The organism is Arthrobacter sp. SPT-J7 (assembly GCF_059089965.1).
Genome location: NZ_JBNHFF010000005.1, coordinates 59,965 through 75,186 on the forward strand (window position 1 = coordinate 59,965; position 15,222 = coordinate 75,186).

14 protein-coding genes and 3 riboswitches are annotated in these 15,222 nt (G+C 67.9%); of the genes, 9 read left to right on the forward strand and 5 right to left on the reverse strand.

Features of this window, described 5'->3' with window-relative positions; genetic code table 11:
- Positions 1-35: 35 nt before the first annotated feature.
- From AC5RWX_RS09885 to AC5RWX_RS09900, 4 genes are all read right to left on the reverse strand, one after another.
- Entirely contained in the window at positions 36-746 is a 711-nt protein-coding gene (locus AC5RWX_RS09885) for a response regulator transcription factor (protein WP_493940450.1), read from the reverse strand.
- 171 nt (positions 747-917) lie between these two features.
- Positions 918-2,573, reverse strand: a complete 1,656-nt coding sequence (locus tag AC5RWX_RS09890; protein ID WP_493956964.1) for a DNA repair helicase XPB — start codon at positions 2,571-2,573, stop codon at positions 918-920.
- Between the two features lie 19 nt (positions 2,574-2,592).
- Positions 2,593-5,217, reverse strand: coding sequence for a helicase-associated domain-containing protein (locus AC5RWX_RS09895; RefSeq protein WP_494097335.1), 2,625 nt, complete (start codon positions 5,215-5,217; stop codon positions 2,593-2,595).
- A gap of 68 nt (positions 5,218-5,285) precedes the next feature.
- Entirely contained in the window at positions 5,286-5,540 is a 255-nt protein-coding gene (locus AC5RWX_RS09900) for a hypothetical protein (protein WP_493940453.1), read from the reverse strand.
- A gap of 231 nt (positions 5,541-5,771) precedes the next feature.
- Here AC5RWX_RS09900 and AC5RWX_RS09905 point away from each other — a divergent pair, with 231 nt between their 5' ends.
- The 3 genes from AC5RWX_RS09905 to AC5RWX_RS09915 are packed head-to-tail and all read left to right on the forward strand — an operon-like array spanning position 5,772 to position 8,166.
- Positions 5,772-6,155, forward strand: a complete 384-nt coding sequence (locus tag AC5RWX_RS09905; RefSeq protein ID WP_136786865.1) for a cold-shock protein — start codon at positions 5,772-5,774, stop codon at positions 6,153-6,155.
- A 9-nt stretch (positions 6,156-6,164) separates the two neighbouring features.
- Entirely contained in the window at positions 6,165-6,851 is a 687-nt protein-coding gene (locus AC5RWX_RS09910) for a DUF3027 domain-containing protein (protein WP_494097336.1), read from the forward strand.
- A 49-nt stretch (positions 6,852-6,900) separates the two neighbouring features.
- On the forward strand, positions 6,901-8,166 hold the full coding sequence (locus tag AC5RWX_RS09915; protein ID WP_494097337.1) for an MFS transporter: 1,266 nt from the start codon (positions 6,901-6,903) through the stop codon (positions 8,164-8,166).
- An 84-nt stretch (positions 8,167-8,250) separates the two neighbouring features.
- Here AC5RWX_RS09915 and serC read toward each other — a convergent pair whose 3' ends face one another.
- Positions 8,251-9,384 (reverse strand): phosphoserine transaminase, encoded by a 1,134-nt coding sequence (gene serC, locus AC5RWX_RS09920; RefSeq protein WP_494097338.1) that lies wholly within the window; start codon positions 9,382-9,384, stop codon positions 8,251-8,253.
- Positions 9,385-9,632: 248 nt separating this feature from the next.
- Between serC and AC5RWX_RS09925 the strand changes: the two genes are divergently transcribed.
- The 6 genes from AC5RWX_RS09925 (at position 9,633) to mobA (ending at position 15,214) form a co-directional block, all read left to right on the forward strand.
- On the forward strand, positions 9,633-10,325 hold the full coding sequence (locus tag AC5RWX_RS09925; protein ID WP_493940457.1) for an iron-dependent transcriptional repressor DtxR: 693 nt from the start codon (positions 9,633-9,635) through the stop codon (positions 10,323-10,325).
- A 97-nt stretch (positions 10,326-10,422) separates the two neighbouring features.
- Positions 10,423-10,636, forward strand: a riboswitch (cyclic di-AMP (ydaO/yuaA leader).
- Between the two features lie 4 nt (positions 10,637-10,640).
- Complete coding sequence (locus AC5RWX_RS09930; RefSeq protein ID WP_494097339.1) at positions 10,641-11,408, forward strand: M23 family metallopeptidase; 768 nt, start codon at positions 10,641-10,643, stop codon at positions 11,406-11,408.
- Positions 11,409-11,525: 117 nt separating this feature from the next.
- A riboswitch (cyclic di-AMP (ydaO/yuaA leader) is annotated at positions 11,526-11,699 on the forward strand.
- Between the two features lie 3 nt (positions 11,700-11,702).
- Positions 11,703-12,425, forward strand: a complete 723-nt coding sequence (locus tag AC5RWX_RS09935; protein ID WP_494097340.1) for an NlpC/P60 family protein — start codon at positions 11,703-11,705, stop codon at positions 12,423-12,425.
- Positions 12,426-12,685: 260 nt separating this feature from the next.
- Positions 12,686-12,860: riboswitch (cyclic di-AMP (ydaO/yuaA leader) on the forward strand.
- Between the two features lie 4 nt (positions 12,861-12,864).
- Positions 12,865-13,665, forward strand: a complete 801-nt coding sequence (locus AC5RWX_RS09940; protein WP_494097341.1) for a C40 family peptidase — start codon at positions 12,865-12,867, stop codon at positions 13,663-13,665.
- 290 nt (positions 13,666-13,955) lie between these two features.
- A complete protein-coding gene (locus AC5RWX_RS09945) occupies positions 13,956-14,456 on the forward strand; it encodes an HNH endonuclease (protein ID WP_493940461.1) in 501 nt (166 codons plus the stop codon).
- Positions 14,453-15,214, forward strand: a complete 762-nt coding sequence (gene mobA, locus AC5RWX_RS09950) for a molybdenum cofactor guanylyltransferase (protein WP_494097342.1) — start codon at positions 14,453-14,455, stop codon at positions 15,212-15,214. Before AC5RWX_RS09945 ends, mobA begins: the two co-directional genes overlap by 4 nt.
- The last annotated feature ends 8 nt before the right edge of the window (positions 15,215-15,222 follow it).

Genomic DNA, 15,222 nt, shown 5'->3' on the forward strand with positions numbered 1-15,222 from the left:
CGCAGGGACGCCGACCTCCAGCGCTCCACCATCGATCAGCGGCGGTCGGCCGTACGCAGCAAGTAGCCCACGCCGCGCTTGGTCTGGATCAGCGGCGGCGTGTCCGGATTCGTGTCGATTTTCCGCCGCAGGTAGGAGATGTAGGACTCAACAATCGAGGCGTCGCCGTTGAAGTCGTACTCCCAGACATGGTCCAGGATCTGTGCCTTGGACAGCACTCGGTTGGGGTTCAGCATCAGGTAGCGCAGCAGCTTGAACTCGGTGGGGGAGAGGTCGATGACCTCGCCGGCGCGGCGGACTTCATGTGCGTCGTCGTCGAGCTCCAGGTCGTCCACGTGGATGACCGCGTCGTCTTCCAGCAGCGGTCGCGTGCGGCGGAGCACGGCCCGGATGCGGGCCACCACTTCGTCCAGGCTAAAAGGCTTGGTCACGTAGTCGTCGCCGCCCACGGTCAGGCCGGTGACCTTGTCTTCGGTCTCGTCCCGGGCAGTCAGGAAGACCACTGGAAAATGGCGGCCCGAGGCACGGAGTTTGCGGGTCACGGTGAAGCCGTCCATGTCCGGAAGCATGACATCCAGCACGGCCAGATCCGGCAGATGTTCTTCAGCCGCGTCCAAGGCCTCGCGGCCGTTGGCGGCAGCCACTACCTCAAACCCGGCGAACCGCAGCGACGTCGACAGCAGTTCGCGGATGTTCGGCTCGTCGTCGACGACCAGCAGTTTGGCTTCGGGCTCAGGCTTCTTCACGTTCCCAGTGTGCTCCCGGTTTCTGGGAGTTTGCTGAATGGACGCTGCAGGCTATGAGGACCTGCGCTGTACCCGAGCCAAGGTCGGCCCCGGAGGCTGGACAGCTCCACGGACGCCCGCAGGCACTGCCGGACTCCGGCGCTCGCCGAGCCTGCGGTGTGGCGGACGGGGTTAGCCCTGCAGCACGTCCTTGGCGTCCTTGATGGTGTAGGCGTAGCCCTGCTCGGCTAGGAAACGCTGCCGCTTGGCGGCGAAGTCCTGGTCCAGGGTGTCCCGCGCGACCACCGTGTAGAACCGCGCCGACCGTCCGTCCGCCTTGGGGCGCAGCAGCCGGCCCAGGCGCTGGGCTTCCTCCTGCCGGGACCCGAACGACCCGGACACCTGGATCGCCACGGTGGCTTCGGGCAAGTCGATGGAGAAGTTGGCCACCTTGGAGACCACCAGGGTCTGCAGCTCGCCGCGGCGGAACGCGTCAAACAGCCGCTGCCGTTCCTTGACCGAGGTACTGCCCTTGATCACCGGCGCGTCCAGGTGCTCGGCGATCTCGTCCAACTGGTCAATGTACTGGCCGATCACCAGCAGCTGTTCGCCCTCGTGCGCCTTCACCAGGGCATCGACCACCGGCGTCTTGGTCGGGGACGTCGCGCACAGCCGGTACTTGTCGCCGTCGTCGGCCATGGCGTAGGCCACCCGCTCGTCCCGCGGCAGGTCCACCCGGACTTCCACGCAGTCGGCCGGCGCGATGTAGCCCTGCGCCTCGATGTCCTTCCACGGGGCGTCGTAGCGCTTGGGCCCGATCAGCGAGAATACTTCGCCTTCGCGGCCGTCCTCGCGCACCAAGGTGGCGGTCAGTCCCAGCCGCCGCCGGGCCTGCAGGTCGGCCGTCATCCGGAACATCGGGGCCGGCAGCAAATGCACCTCGTCGTAGATGATCAGGCCCCAGTCGTTGGCGTCCAGCAGCTCAAGGTGCGGGTACAGTCCGCCGCGGCGCATGGTCAGCACCTGGTAGGTGGCGATGGTGACCGGCCGGACCTCCTTGACCGAGCCGGAATATTCACCCACGTCCTCGGCGGTCAGCGTGGTCCGCCGGACCAGCTCGTCCTTCCACTGGCGTGCGGCGACGGTGTTGGTCACCAGGATCAACGTGGTGGTGGAACTGGTGGCCATTGCGGCCGCGCCCACCAGCGTTTTGCCGGCCCCGCAGGGCAGGACCACGACGCCGGAACCGCCGGCCCAGAAGTTCTCCACGGCCAGCCGCTGGTACGGCCGCAGCTGCCAGCCGCCCGGCGCGGCGGATTCGGCCAGCGCGATGGGATGCGGCGTGCCGTCGACGTAGCCGGCCAGGTCTTCCGCGGGCCAGCCGAGCTTGAGCAGCAGTTGCTTGAGCTGACCGCGCTGCGAGGAATGTACCACCGTGGTCTCGGCATCGATCCGCGGACCCAGCAGCGGCTGGATCTTCTTGGCGTGCATGACTTCTTCGAGTACCGGGTAGTCGGTGGTGCGCAGTACCAAGCCGTGCTGCGGGTCCTTCTCCAGCCGCAGCCGCCCGTACCGGGACATGGTTTCCTCGATGTCCACCAACAGGGCGTGCGGCACCGGAAAGCGCGAGTAGTTCAGCAGCGTGTCCAGCACCTGTTCGGCATCCAGTCCGGCGGCGCGCGCGTTCCACAGTCCCAGCGGAGTGATCCGGTAGGAATGCATGTGCTCCGGTGCCCGCTCCAGCTCCGCGAACGCGGCGATGGCATGCCTGGCCTCGTTCGCCTGCTCATGGTCGACTTCCAGCAAGATGGTTTTGTCGCTCTGGACGATCAACGGTCCGTCGGCCATTCAGCTGCCCTCCACTAGTTCAATTGCCCTCCACTAGTTCAATGTCCATCACCCGGTGGATGGAGACGGTGCGCTCGCTGTCGCGGTCGGGATCGAACACGCGAAGCCGTCCGCCGCTGACGGACAGCGGCAGCATGACCTGCCGCCGGTGGTTGCCGTCCGGATCCACAATCCCGATCCGCACCCGCTGCTTCAACCGGATGGCGGTCCGCAGCGTTTCCAGGGCCAGCACCGGCCCCGCCTCGGCGGCCGGCTTGGCCGGGATCCCGGTGCTCCGCAGGGCCGCCAGTTGGGCGTCGGTTGCATCGGGGGTGAGGTCCCAGGGATTGGTTTTCACCGGGAACGACGACGGCGCGCGGCCGGCTTGCGCCGTCGCGGCACCCTCCGCCGGGGTGCCGTCCGCAGCGAAACCGCCGCTGCCGCGTGCCCCGCCGGGTACGCCGCCGGTGACCGCCGCGCCGCCCAGCGCCACGCCGTCGTCGGTTTCCGGCGCCGGCGCATAGCCGAACTGGCGCAGCGAGGCGAGCAGGTCTCGGGCGGCGGTCCGCGAGACGGCCACCGTGGGGGCCAGCCGGCGCAGGCCCAGGCCCGCGGTGCGTGGGTCGGTGAGCAGGTCCGTCAGCGCGTCCTCGTCGTCGCTGCGCAGGAAGCTGGCCGCCGCGCCGAACCGCAGCGCACCATGCCGGGACGCAGTGTCCTCGACCAGGTACTTCAGCGGCTGCGGCACACCGGTGGCCGAGTGGCGGGTCAGGAAGCCGAGGATGCCGGCCGCATCGCGCCCGGCGTCCAGCGCGTGCCGGATGCTGTCCGCGGAGAACCGGTAGATGGTGGCCGGGCCTTGGCCCTCGGCGGTGGACAGCAGGGACAGCTCGGCGGCGATGTCCGGCGCCAAATAGCCGGGTGCCACCGCCGTCAGGTCCGCCTGCAGCACGAATTCGACCAGCGGGTCCGGCAGTTGATCGGCCAACAGTTCAGCCGCCTCTGCGAGCCTGTCCTGCGCCAGCGCACGTCCCAATCCGGTCAGCGCGCCGGACCCCACCAACCCCAGCCGGGCCGCCTCGGTCAGGATGCCCGGCACCAGCCGCTCAAACCGCCGCCGCTGGCGAGGCCGGCGCCACACCAAGTAGCCGGTGACCGCTTCCGGCGAGGGCGCCGGGGTGCTGCCGGATGCAGCGGCGTCTGGCGCGTCGTCCGGGCGGGCTTCCGGCCCCTCGGGGCGGTCGGCGGAGGCCGCGGGCGTGCACAGCTCTTCCAGCGCCTCCAGCACGCGGCGGCGGACCGCCGGCGCATCCGGGCGGGACGCTTCCGCGGCCAGCGCATTAATGGCGGTGTCCGACGGCGTCCTGCCGCCCACCAGCGATGGTGCGCGGTCCAGCTGCAGCCAGGCCGACACGAGCAGCAGCCACTGGTCCTGCCGCGCCAGGGTCCCGAACATGGCGTCCGCGTGGACCACCCAGCGGGAGGTGTCCACGTCCAGGATGAGCAGTCCGGCAGCGGCAGCGAGCTCCAACAGCCAGCTGGTCTCCTCCGGTTCGATTCGCAAAGAGTCCGCCAGCCGGCGGACTTCGCGGACGCCTACACCGCCCGCGCGCAGCGTAGCAACAGGGCCGCGGCGGACCTGGTCCAACAGCTCGGCCACCAGCCGCAGCGTCTCGGCGGCGGCGGAGAAGGCGGCATTGTCGCGCAAGGAATTCCGGACCTGCCGGCCAGTTGTCGCCGGTGGCAGGGTATGCCACGGATCGGCCACCGCACCGCCGCGTACCGCCAGGCCGGCCGGCCAGGGGAGTTCCACGTGTGATGCGTCAAGGGGAACCAGCAGCCCGTGCGCCGCCAGCCAGTCGATCGGCGAGGTTGCCTCGGTGGGGCCGGTGCCGGCCAGCGGGTGCGGCAGCGCGCCCAGTGGGGAACGGCGGAACTTTCCGAGCAGCTCGCCGGTATGCTCCGGTGCCTGCGCGATCAGCGCCGGCCAGGTTTGCGGGTCGGCCAGCCAGCGGTCCAGGGCGGCGGCCGCGCGGGCGGCAGGGGCTGCCGCCGGGTCGGCGCGTTCGTCCCCGTCTGGCTCGTCGGCGTCGGCCGGCAGCTCGTAGCCGGCCTCGCGCAGCAGCCGCACGGTGCGGACCAGATGGTCTGCCGCGACCGAACTGGCGGCGGCCAAGGCGGCGTAGCGGCGGCCCAGGCCGGCCGGATACGGTCCGAGCGCTTCGGCCAGACTGGCCACCGGAAGGTAGGCCGGGGGCGGCGTGAGGTCCCCGCCGTCGTCAGCTGGGAAAGCACTGTTGTCCGATGAAGGCTCCGCGCGCACCAGCAGGGCAAGTTCCTGCAGGCGGGTCAGGTAAGAGTTCAGGTCCGGTTGGACGGCCGTGCCTGCCTGCGGCACCAGCAGGGGCTGCAGGGAGCGGGCGTCGGCAGTGCGGCCGGCATCGACATCGGTGCTGAGCACCACGGCTTCAAGCACCTCCAGCTCGGGCCGGGAGAGGTTCTCCAGCACCCGCTGCAGGCTGATCCGGGTGCAGGCCCGGGCGGCCAGCGCGGAAAAGTCCGGTACGGGCGGCAGGCAGAGGTCCGGCCGGGCACTGAACAGCTGGCGCAGCTCGGCGTCGCTGCGGGCGGCCAACTGGCCGGCCAAGGCGCGGATGGAGGACACCGGATTAACGTTACCCGCACCACTGCGGCCGGTGGCCCGGGGCAGGGCCGCCTTCACCGGCGGTGCCGCTAGCTGCTGCGGCGGCGCCGGATGCTGCCCGCCATCAGCAGCACCATCAGTACGAAAGCGAGAGGAAAGCAGAACCAGGCCAGGCCCATGAAACCGGTCCACACCGGAGTTCCGGTCATGGCACCGGCCAGAATGACGCCCAGGCTGCCCAGCCCTGCCAAGAGCAGGACGACGGCGGCGAAGACCAGCAGACGGTGCAGCGCACCCGACTCGGCGGGGCGCGGCGCATTCTGGGCGGGGACGGTTCCGGACATGGCACCAGATTAACTCCCGGCCGTGCCGGGGCCCAATCCCACCCGCACGCCGGAAGCGAAAACGGCTGCGGACCGGCCTCCGCGGTCGGCGGAACAAGCTAATCTAGAGACAGACTTTCCCCGCCACGCACCGGCCGCAGCTGCGGCCGGTGTACTGCTGGCGGGGCACATGGTAAGAACGCAGCAGCGGGCGGTACCGTCGCAACATTTAAGCAGAACGAGGTAAGCAAAGTGCCCATCGGCAAAGTCAAGTGGTTCGACACGGAAAAAGGCTTCGGGTTCCTGGCCAGCGAAGACGGCCAGGAAGTGTTCCTGCATGCATCTGCGCTGCCGGCCGGTGTCAAGGACGTGAAGGCGGGCACCCGGATGGAGTACGGCATCGCCGACGGCCGCCGTGGCCCGTCCGCGCTGTCCGCCCGCATCCTCGACGCCGCTCCCTCGGTGGTGCGCGCAACGCGTAAGCCGGCCGAGGACATGGCCGTCATCACCGAGGACCTGATCAAGCTGTTGGACGGCATCTCCAATGGGCTGCGCAAGGGCCGCTACCCGGAACGCTCCCACGCGTCCAAGGTTGCTGCGGTGCTCCGCCGAGTGGCCGACGATCTGGACGCGTAAGCGGACTTGATGACTGAAAACCTGAACGGCTCCAGCGCTGAAACCGCGCCAGTGGAGCAGCCCATCGCCGGCGGGTCCGAGACCGAGGCTGCGCCCCGGCGTCGTCCTGCGCGTCGCACCGCCAAACTGGACCTGGTCCTGGCCGCCGCGGTGGACCGTGCCCGGGAGGGCGTGATGGAGATCGCCCCGTCCGAACAAATCGGTGCGCACGTGGGCAGCTATGCCGACGGGGACCGTCTGGTCACCCACCGGTTCGAGGCACACTTGGCAGGCTACGTCGGCTGGCAGTGGTATGCCACGTTGGCCCGTGTCCCGCGCGGCAAGGAAGCAACGGTCTGCGAAGTAGGCCTGCTCCCGTCCGAGAGATCGCTGCTGGCTCCGGAGTGGGTGCCGTGGGCAGACCGGGTGCGGCCTGAAGAAGTGGCGGCTGCGGCCGAAGCCGAGGCAGCCGAGGCGGCCGCGGCGCAGGACGGCGCCGAGACAGCTCCCGCGACGGATGCGGCGGAGGGAACTCCGGCAACCGCGGGCGAAGACGAGGCAGCGGAAGCTCCGGCAACCGCGGGCGATGACGTAGCGGCGGAAGAAGCCCCTGCAACCACCGGTGAGGAAGAGGCAGCTGATGCTGCCGCTGACGAGAATCTGACAGAGGCAGCCGAGAACGACACGACCGAGGAATTCACCGAAGCCACCTCCTGATGTGGCCAATCGACGAGGCAGGTTCTGCAGCCGGAAGGGGCGGTAAAGCATGTTTCGTTCCTTGCGGCTGTTCAACTACCGGATCTGGTTCATCGGCGCGCTGATCTCCAATGTCGGCACGTGGATGCAGCGAACGGCGCAGGACTGGCTGGTTTACGACATCCTGACCCAACAGGACGCCGCCGCGATGGGCATTGTGATGGCGCTGCAGATGGGGCCGCAGCTGGTGATGGCCCCGTGGGCCGGGCTCGTCGCGGACCGGTTCGACCGGCAAAAGCTGCTGATGGCCACACAGATTTCCATGGCCGTGCTGGGCCTTGCACTGGGCCTGATGGTGATCGCCGACGTGGCACAACTGTGGCACGTGTATGCCTTCGCCCTGGCACTGGGCATGGTGACGGCGGTGGATGCGCCGGCGCGGCAGACATTCGTCTCGGACGTGGTCCGCGACGACTACTTGCCGAACGCGGTGGCGCTGAACAGCACGTCGTTCAACCTGGCCAGGATGATCGGTCCGGCCATTGCCGGCGTGCTGACCGTGGCCATCGGCCCGGGCCCGGTGTTCCTCATCAACGCCGCCACCTTCGGAGCGATGATCGTGGCGTTGTTGGCCATCCGCCGCCAGGAACTCCACCCGCGGCAGAAGGTGGCCAAGGGCCGCGGCCAGATCCGCGAAGGTTTCCGTTATGTCAAGGACCGGCCGGACCTGGTGGTAGTGCTGGCCGCCATCTTCATCATCGGCACCTTCGGCCTGAATTTCTCCGTGTTCGTGGCGTCCATGGCTCGCACCGAATTCGGCGGCCATGCCGGTGACTTCGGCGTGCTCTCCTCGGTGATGGCGGCTGGTTCGGTAACCGGTTCGCTGCTCAGCGCGCGGCGGGAGAGACCACGGCTGCGCTATATCTTCGGCGCGTCGGTGGCCTTCGGCGTTGCCTGCACGGCGGCGGGCCTGGCTCCGACGGCCTGGCTTTTCGGACTGGCGCTGGTGCCGGTCGGGGCGTCGGCCATCACCATCATGACCAGCGCCAATGCGTATGTGCAGACCACCACCGATCCGATGATGCGCGGACGCGTCATGTCCTTATATATGGCCATCCTGATGGGCGGAACCCCGATCGGTGCTCCTCTGGTCGGCTTGGTCTCCAATAGTTTTGGCCCGCGCTGGGGGCTGGGGGTGGCGGCGATGTCCGGGGTGGCCGCCGCCGCCGTCGGAATTCTGTGGGCCTGGCGCGCGCATCACATGCGGCTGCGCTTCGACCGCTCGGCCAAGCGGAAGCTGAGCATCACCTTTGGCGTGCCGGACCGGTCCGTCTAGGCGGCGGGACACGGGGGACTGTCAGCATAAAGGTCCGGCTCCCCGTGATCGGGAAGCCGGACCTGAGCGATGACGGTGCGGGGCTTAGCCCTGCAGGCGGTCCACTACGTAGTCGATGCAGGCCAGCAGGGCGCTGACGTCTTCCGGCTCGACTGCCACGAAGGTGGCGATGCGCAACTGGTTGCGGCCGAGCTTGCGGTACGGCTCCACATCCACCACGCCGTTGGCGCGCAGCACCTTGGCCACGACAGCGGCATCAACCGAGTCATCGAAGTCGACGGTCGCGATGACGTTCGAGCGGTGTTCCGGGTTGGCCACATACGGCGTCGCCAGCTCGGAGGCCTCGGCCCACTGGTACACCCGCCCGGCCGAATCAGCGGTGCGGCCGGAGGCGAACTCCAGGCCGCCGTTGCCGTTCAGCCACTGGATCTGCGCATCGAGCGTCACCAGGGTGGCCAGCGCGGGCGTGTTGTAGGTCTGGTTCTTCAACGAATTATCGATCGCGGTTTCCAGGTTGAGGAAGTCCGGAATCCAGCGGCCGGAGGCACCGATTTTCGCCGCGCGTTCCAGCGCGGCGGGGGAGAAGACGCCCAGCCACAAGCCGCCGTCGGACGCGAAGTTCTTCTGCGGGGCGAAGTAGTAGACATCGCTCTGGCTGACGTCCACGGCCAGCCCGCCGGCAGCCGAGGTCGCGTCGATGAGGACCAGGGCGCCGTCGTCGGCACCTTCCACACGCTGCACCGGAGCCGCGACACCGGTGGAGGTTTCATTCTGCGCCCAGGCATACACGTCCACGCCGGCCTCTGCCCGCGGCTCCGGCCGGGAACCGGGCTCTGCGGTGATGATGCTGGATTCGGCCAGGAACGGGGCCTTGTTGGTGGCGGCAGCAAACTTGGAGCTGAACTCGCCGAAGGATAGGTGCTGGGCCTTCTGCTCGACCAGTCCGAACGAGGCGACATCCCAGAAGGCGGTGGAGCCGCCGACGCCCAAGATGATCTCGTAGCCGGCCGGAGCCTTGAAGAACTCCCGCAGTCCCTCGCGGACGCTGCCGACCAGGTTCTTCACTGGAGCCTGGCGGTGCGACGTTCCCAGCAGGTTGCGACCCGCGGCGACCAGCGCGTCGACCTGTTCCGGACGGACCTTGGACGGACCGGCGCCAAAACGCCCGTCCTTCGGGAGGAGGTCGGCGGGAATGCTGATGGACTGGGTATCGCTCATGAATACCTTTCCTGGCGTGGTGGCAGTGATCTCGATGGCAGTTCACCGTTGAACGCCCGTATCATTCTGCCCCAACGCCAGCGGGCGCTGTTAGTCGGAACCGGGAATGTTGCGTGGCGCCGCGGCGCGTCTACCAGCGGCGAAACTGCCGGTCGTGTAGGGAAAACAAGCTAGGCTGGAGAAGGGCCCCACCCTCATGCCTGCTGCTGGAGCAGCCTTTTCACCGCGCGCCGAGGAGCAAGAACCAATTGACCGATCTCATCGACACCACCGAGATGTACCTGCGCACCATCCTCGAGCTCGAAGAAGAGAACATTGTCGCGCTGCGCGCCCGGATTGCCGAGCGGCTGCGCCATTCCGGCCCCACCGTCTCCCAGACAATCGGCCGGATGGAGCGGGACGGACTGGTAGTCGTCACCGGTGACAGGCATTTGGAACTGACCGAACTGGGCCGGCGCAAAGCAACCGAGGTTATGCGCAAGCACCGGCTGGCCGAGCGGTTGCTCTCCGATGTCATCGGCCTGGACTGGGCCTACGTCCATGACGAGGCCTGCCGCTGGGAACACGTGATGAGCGAACGGGTGGAGCAGCGGCTTTACGAACTGCTGGGCAAGCCGACGGTTTCCCCCTACGGCAACCCGATCCCGGGGTTGGAAGCGCTCGGCGGCCAGCCCGTGGAGGAATCCTACGGCTTGCTCAACCTGGCCCAGGCGATGGGCACGTACACGCCCGACAAGCAGGTCAGCATCATCAGGCTGGCCGAACCGATCCAGGTGGAGCCGGAACTGCTGGTCCAGCTGGAAGAGGGCGGACTGAAGCCCGGCGCGACACTGCAACTGGAGACCGCCGGGGAGTACATTTCCGTGCGCGTGCCGGGCATCGAGGGGGCTCTGGAATTGCCTCCGGAGGTCGCGGCCCACATCTTTGTCTCGATGGAATGAATCGTTGCGCCGCGGAATTACGCGGCTTGGATAACGGATTTATCACTTTCACTGACTTTCCGTATAGTTAATCCGGGCGCCGAGCTATCGGTCCCCCACCCTCCGCAAGCCGAGCCCTGTCGGCGGGGGAGTGGATCCGTGAGACAGGGGCGGAGGACCCACCAAGCGGCAGTTTGTACGCTGCCTTGGGGTGAAGCCGCAGCGGGCAAAGCCACAGTGAATCGTTCCACTAAAGCTCTGCGCGATGCGGCCGAGTTTTCTCTTGACTCGAATCCGACAGCTAACTTCGCAGGCGCTTTGGGAGAGGTATAGATTTTGGCAGGACACAAAGCCTCGGGACGGCGCCGTTTAACCGCCCCGGTCGAGCACCCACGCCCTCGCGCAGCGACAGCCGGACGGCGGCGTGCGCAGCCGGCACCGTCGCCGGTAGCAGTCGCCGCACGCGACGTTGGCCATAAAACCGCGATTGTCGCTGCCGCCTCCGGCATGGCGCTGACCGTGATGCTTCCGACGACGGCCGGCGCCACAGCCGACGCCCCGCAGGAAGCACTGGCAACCAGCAGCATCTCAGCGGCTACCGAAGCACGCCTGACCTTTGAACGGGCCGCGCTGACCAGTAAGTTCGACCCGGACACCAAGCTGAAGCAGGTCATGGTCGCCTCCGGCGGGAAGGCTAAGCCGATCGGCAGCGAAGGGTCCCTTTCGCAGCCGATGGACGAGCTGATCAAGACCTCGCCGTTCGGCTACCGGGTCAGCCCCATCACCGGTTACGCCGGAGAATTGCACACCGGCCAGGACTACGGGGCACCCTGCGGTACGCCGGTACACTCCGCGGCCGGCGGCACAGTCGTCGAAGCCGGGTTCCAGGTCGGCGGTGGCGGAAACCGGATTGTGGTGGACCACGGCAATGGCCTGGAGACCACATACAACCACCTGAGCACCATCGACACGACGGTGGGCGCCACCGTGGCGCGGGGCGAGGTTCTGGGCGAAAGCGGCACCACTGGAGCCTCAACCGGCTGCCATCTGCATTTCGAAGTCATGGTCAACGGCAAGCTGGTGGACCCCACCGGCTGGCTCTGATTGACACGCCGTAACCGGAATGTGACTCAGTCGCCAAACTGTTATAAGGTTTCACCTGTGCCTGGCAGCAACTGCCAGGCACCTTCGGGCGGAATGCCGAACTCTGCCGTCGCCCGAAGTTCGTTCGCACCGAATCGCATGGCAGAGGCGGGGGAACCACTTCCCGGACGTCGCAGGACGTCCTTGGGGTAAAGCCGATCAGGCCCGGGCCACCAGCCCGGAAGCCGACCGGCCGGATGAACTCCCATCCGAACCCGACAGCTCACCTCGCAGGCATTTGGGAGAGGTACAACCGTGTCCAAGAGCATTACTGCGGGCCGCCACCGTGCGACCCCTGTCCGCACCAGCCCGCTTGAGACGATTTCCAAGGCTGTTTCCGCAAACGCCGGAACTGTTGGACGCCAAGGTGCCGTTATCGCCGCTGCTACCGGCATCGTTCTAACCGGTGCCATTCCGGCTCAGGCCGTCAGCGCCGACCGCAGCGTCGACGCCCCGGCCCGCATCCAGGTGGAAGCCGTGCAGGCTTCGCCGGCTGTGAAACTGACCTTCGAACGTGCTCGGATTACGTCCACCCCGGCACCGCAGACCGTGGTCCAGCCCGTCTCGAACGAGATCAACCCGACGACCGGCGACGATGCCGCATCGAACAAGGGCAAGTCCAGCAAAAAGAGCGGCGAAGCTGCCGCCAGCGGCGTGGCCGGCGCCATCGTCGCTGCCGCGTACGGCCAGATCGGTGTGGGTCAGGACTGCACCGCACTGGTTGAGAACGCGCTGCGCGCGGCCGGCTTCTCGGTCGGCGACCTCGCCCCGGCACAGTTCTTCGCCTACGGCACGCAGGTCTCCACCCCGCAGCCGGGCGACATCATCTACTACGCCAACGGCGGCGCCGGCGTGGCCCACGTGGCCATCTACGTTGGCAACGGCCAGGCCGTCCACGGCGGCTGGGCCGGTTACAGCACCGTGCTGGGCAGCGCCTACATCGGCTCCGGACCGGTGTTCATCCGCCCGGCGGGCTAAGGGCCTTCCTGAGGCCCTCTCTAGGGGGTGTATCGCGGCGTGCCTTTCGGGGCGCGCCGTCGGTCCTTAAACCCCGCTTGCGGCGGTGCGACGGGCGCCTGAATCCCCTTTTCGGTGCGTATGGGGCAACCTCCGTAACCTAAAGATCACCGTTCCGTGATCAGAACGTGACAATGCTCGCTGCATCGTATACGCTGTTACTCGTTCCAGCTGCCAGCGGCTGGTACCTCTGGGTGGATTGCCGAGCTCTGCCACCATCCAGGGTTCGTTCGCAAAAACTTCGCGGGCAGAGGCGGGGGAACCAAATTCGGGTTCCGTACAGGAACCCTTGGGGTTAAGTCGTAGGGCTCTCAGGCTTTTGCCGGGGAGGACTACGGCCGGGTGCACTCCCATCCGAATCCGACAGCTCACCTCGCAGGCATTGGGAGAGGCCTTTAACGTGTTCAATAACACCGTCACCGGGCGCCACCGCGCCGTTTCCGTCCGCACTAACCCGCTGGAGACGATTTCCAAAGCCGTCTCATCCAATGCCGGATCCATGGGGCGCTCCGCAGCCGTTATTGCTGCCGCCTCCGGATTGGCCCTGACCGCCGGCATCCCCGCGCAGTCAGCCACCATCGAACGCACTGCGTCCACCGTGTCCGTTCCCAGCCGCGTGCAGGTGGACACGGTCCAGGCTTCCAGTGCTGTCGAACTGACCTTCTCGCGCCCCGACATCACGTCGACTCCGGCCCCTAAGCCGGAGCCAGTGGTCGAAGCCGTGGCCCAGGAAGTGGAGCCGGTTGTCGAGCAAGCGGCAGACGCAGCACAGACTGCGGTCCAGGAAGCCGCCCCGGCGGCCGCAGCGCAGCCCGCAGCCGCCAAGCCCGCAGCTGCCAAGGCCGCCGCACCCGCACCCGCCACCGCCTCCGCCAGTGGCGTGGCTTCCACCCTGGTCTCCTCCGCTTACGGCCAGATCGGTATTTCGCAGGACTGCACCGCCATGGTGGAGAAGGCCCTCCGCGCCGCCGGTAAGTCGGTGGGCGACCTCGCCCCGGCGCAGTTCCTCAGCTACGGCACGCAGGTTTCCACCCCGCAGCCGGGCGACCTGCTCTACTACTCCGACGGCGGCGCCGGGGTTGCGCACATCGCCATCTACGTGGGCAACGGCCAGGCCGTCCACGGCGGCTGGACCGGTTACACCACCGCGTTGGCCAGCGCCGATGTGGGATCCGGCTACGTCGCCATCCGCGTCAACTAGGCTTCGGTCTTTTCCGGTCTGCTAGACCGTCCACCGGCCCCGGTACATGCCCAGCGTGGACCGGGGCCGGTGCCGTTTTTGGCCTAACGGCGGCCGCCCGCCTGATCCGCCGAGGACCGGAGAACAGCCGGCGAACATCTGGCTGCTCCGGTCGAAACTGCCCACCAACAGCGAAAAAAGTTAGCGCAGAACGTATCGACCGTCATACTCTTTGACTGTTAGTGCAGAAAATCCAGTCCCCGACCGGAGCTGAAGCACCGGTCGGGTTGGCCACACCTAGAGGAATGTGCATGCGCACACTCGTTCTGAATGCTGGATACGAACCGCTGGCGGTCGTCACCTTCCGCCGGGCGCTGCTGCTTGTGCTCACCGGCAAGGCCAGCGTGATCGCGGAAGACGGTGATCCCGTCGTCGGGCCGAACGACATTCTGGGCCGCCCTTCGGTGATCCTGCTTAACCGGTACATTAAGATTCCGTACAATCAGGACACCGCCGTGACCCGCCGCGGAGTGCTGCGCCGGGACAACCACCTGTGCGCCTACTGCGGCAAGACGGCCACCACGGTGGACCATGTGAGGCCGCGCTCGCGCGGAGGTGCGGACAGTTGGGAGAATCTAGTGGCCTGCTGCCTGCGCTGCAATAACGCCAAGGGCGACCGCACACTGGCCCAGATGGGCTGGAGCCTGCGGTTCACGCCCCGCCCGCCTAGCGGTGCGCGCTGGCGGATCCGCGATCTGGACCGGCCGGCCCCCGCCTGGAGCCAGTTCCTCGACAGGCATACCGCCGCGTGACTGCTCCCGAATTCGACGCCGTCGTGCTGGCTGGCGGCCGATCCTCGCGGCTGGGCGGAAGCCCCAAGGCCCTGCTGCAACTGGACGGGTCCACGCTGTTGCGCCGCACGCTGGAGGCTGTCCACGGCGCCCGGCGGATCGCCGTCGTGGGCCCGGAGGACCTGCTGGAGGAAGTGGACGCTTTCCGCCGGTCGGTGGCTTCCGGACCGCCCCGGCTTCTGCTGACCCGGGAGGACCCGCCGTTCTCCGGTCCGGCAGCGGGCATCGCGGCCGGGGTGCAGGCTCTGGCGGCCGAGACAGATGGCCGTTCACCGGCTCCTGCACCGGGCGACGACGGCGGCGCACCGGCTCCTGCGCCGGACGACGACGACGGCGCACCGGCTGTGGCACCGGACGACGACGGCGTCCCGGGCCGGGCGCCGTTCACCCTGCTCTTTGCCTGCGATATGCCGTGGCTGGCCGGGCTGCCGGAACTGCTGCTGGGCGGTGCCGCCCGCGCGCCGCAGGCGAAGCTCTGGATCCCGGTGGACACCGACGGCAAACGGCAGCAGTTGGCTTGCTGTGCGGACAGTGCAGCCTTGGTGGCAGCGGTGCAAAAGGCCGGGGGAGCGGCCGGGCTGGAAGGCCAACCGGTGCGAAGGCTGCTGGACAAGCTGCAGGCGGTCGAGCTCCCGTTGGAGCGGGCCGCGAGGCACACCTCCGACGTGGACACCTGGCAGGACGCGGGCCGCTTTGGCATTGCCCGGCCCGCACCGTAGCCTGAAAC

Coding starts and splice junctions, on each gene's coding strand:
- AC5RWX_RS09890 (WP_493956964.1), bottom strand. CDS start 2,573: ATGGCCGACGGACCGTTGATCGTCCAGAGCGACAAAACCATCTTGCTG.
- AC5RWX_RS09900 (WP_493940453.1), bottom strand. CDS start 5,540: ATGTCCGGAACCGTCCCCGCCCAGAATGCGCCGCGCCCCGCCGAGTCG.
- AC5RWX_RS09910 (WP_494097336.1), top strand. CDS start 6,165: ATGACTGAAAACCTGAACGGCTCCAGCGCTGAAACCGCGCCAGTGGAG.
- AC5RWX_RS09915 (WP_494097337.1), top strand. CDS start 6,901: ATGTTTCGTTCCTTGCGGCTGTTCAACTACCGGATCTGGTTCATCGGC.
- serC (WP_494097338.1), bottom strand. CDS start 9,384: ATGAGCGATACCCAGTCCATCAGCATTCCCGCCGACCTCCTCCCGAAG.
- AC5RWX_RS09945 (WP_493940461.1), top strand. CDS start 13,956: ATGCGCACACTCGTTCTGAATGCTGGATACGAACCGCTGGCGGTCGTC.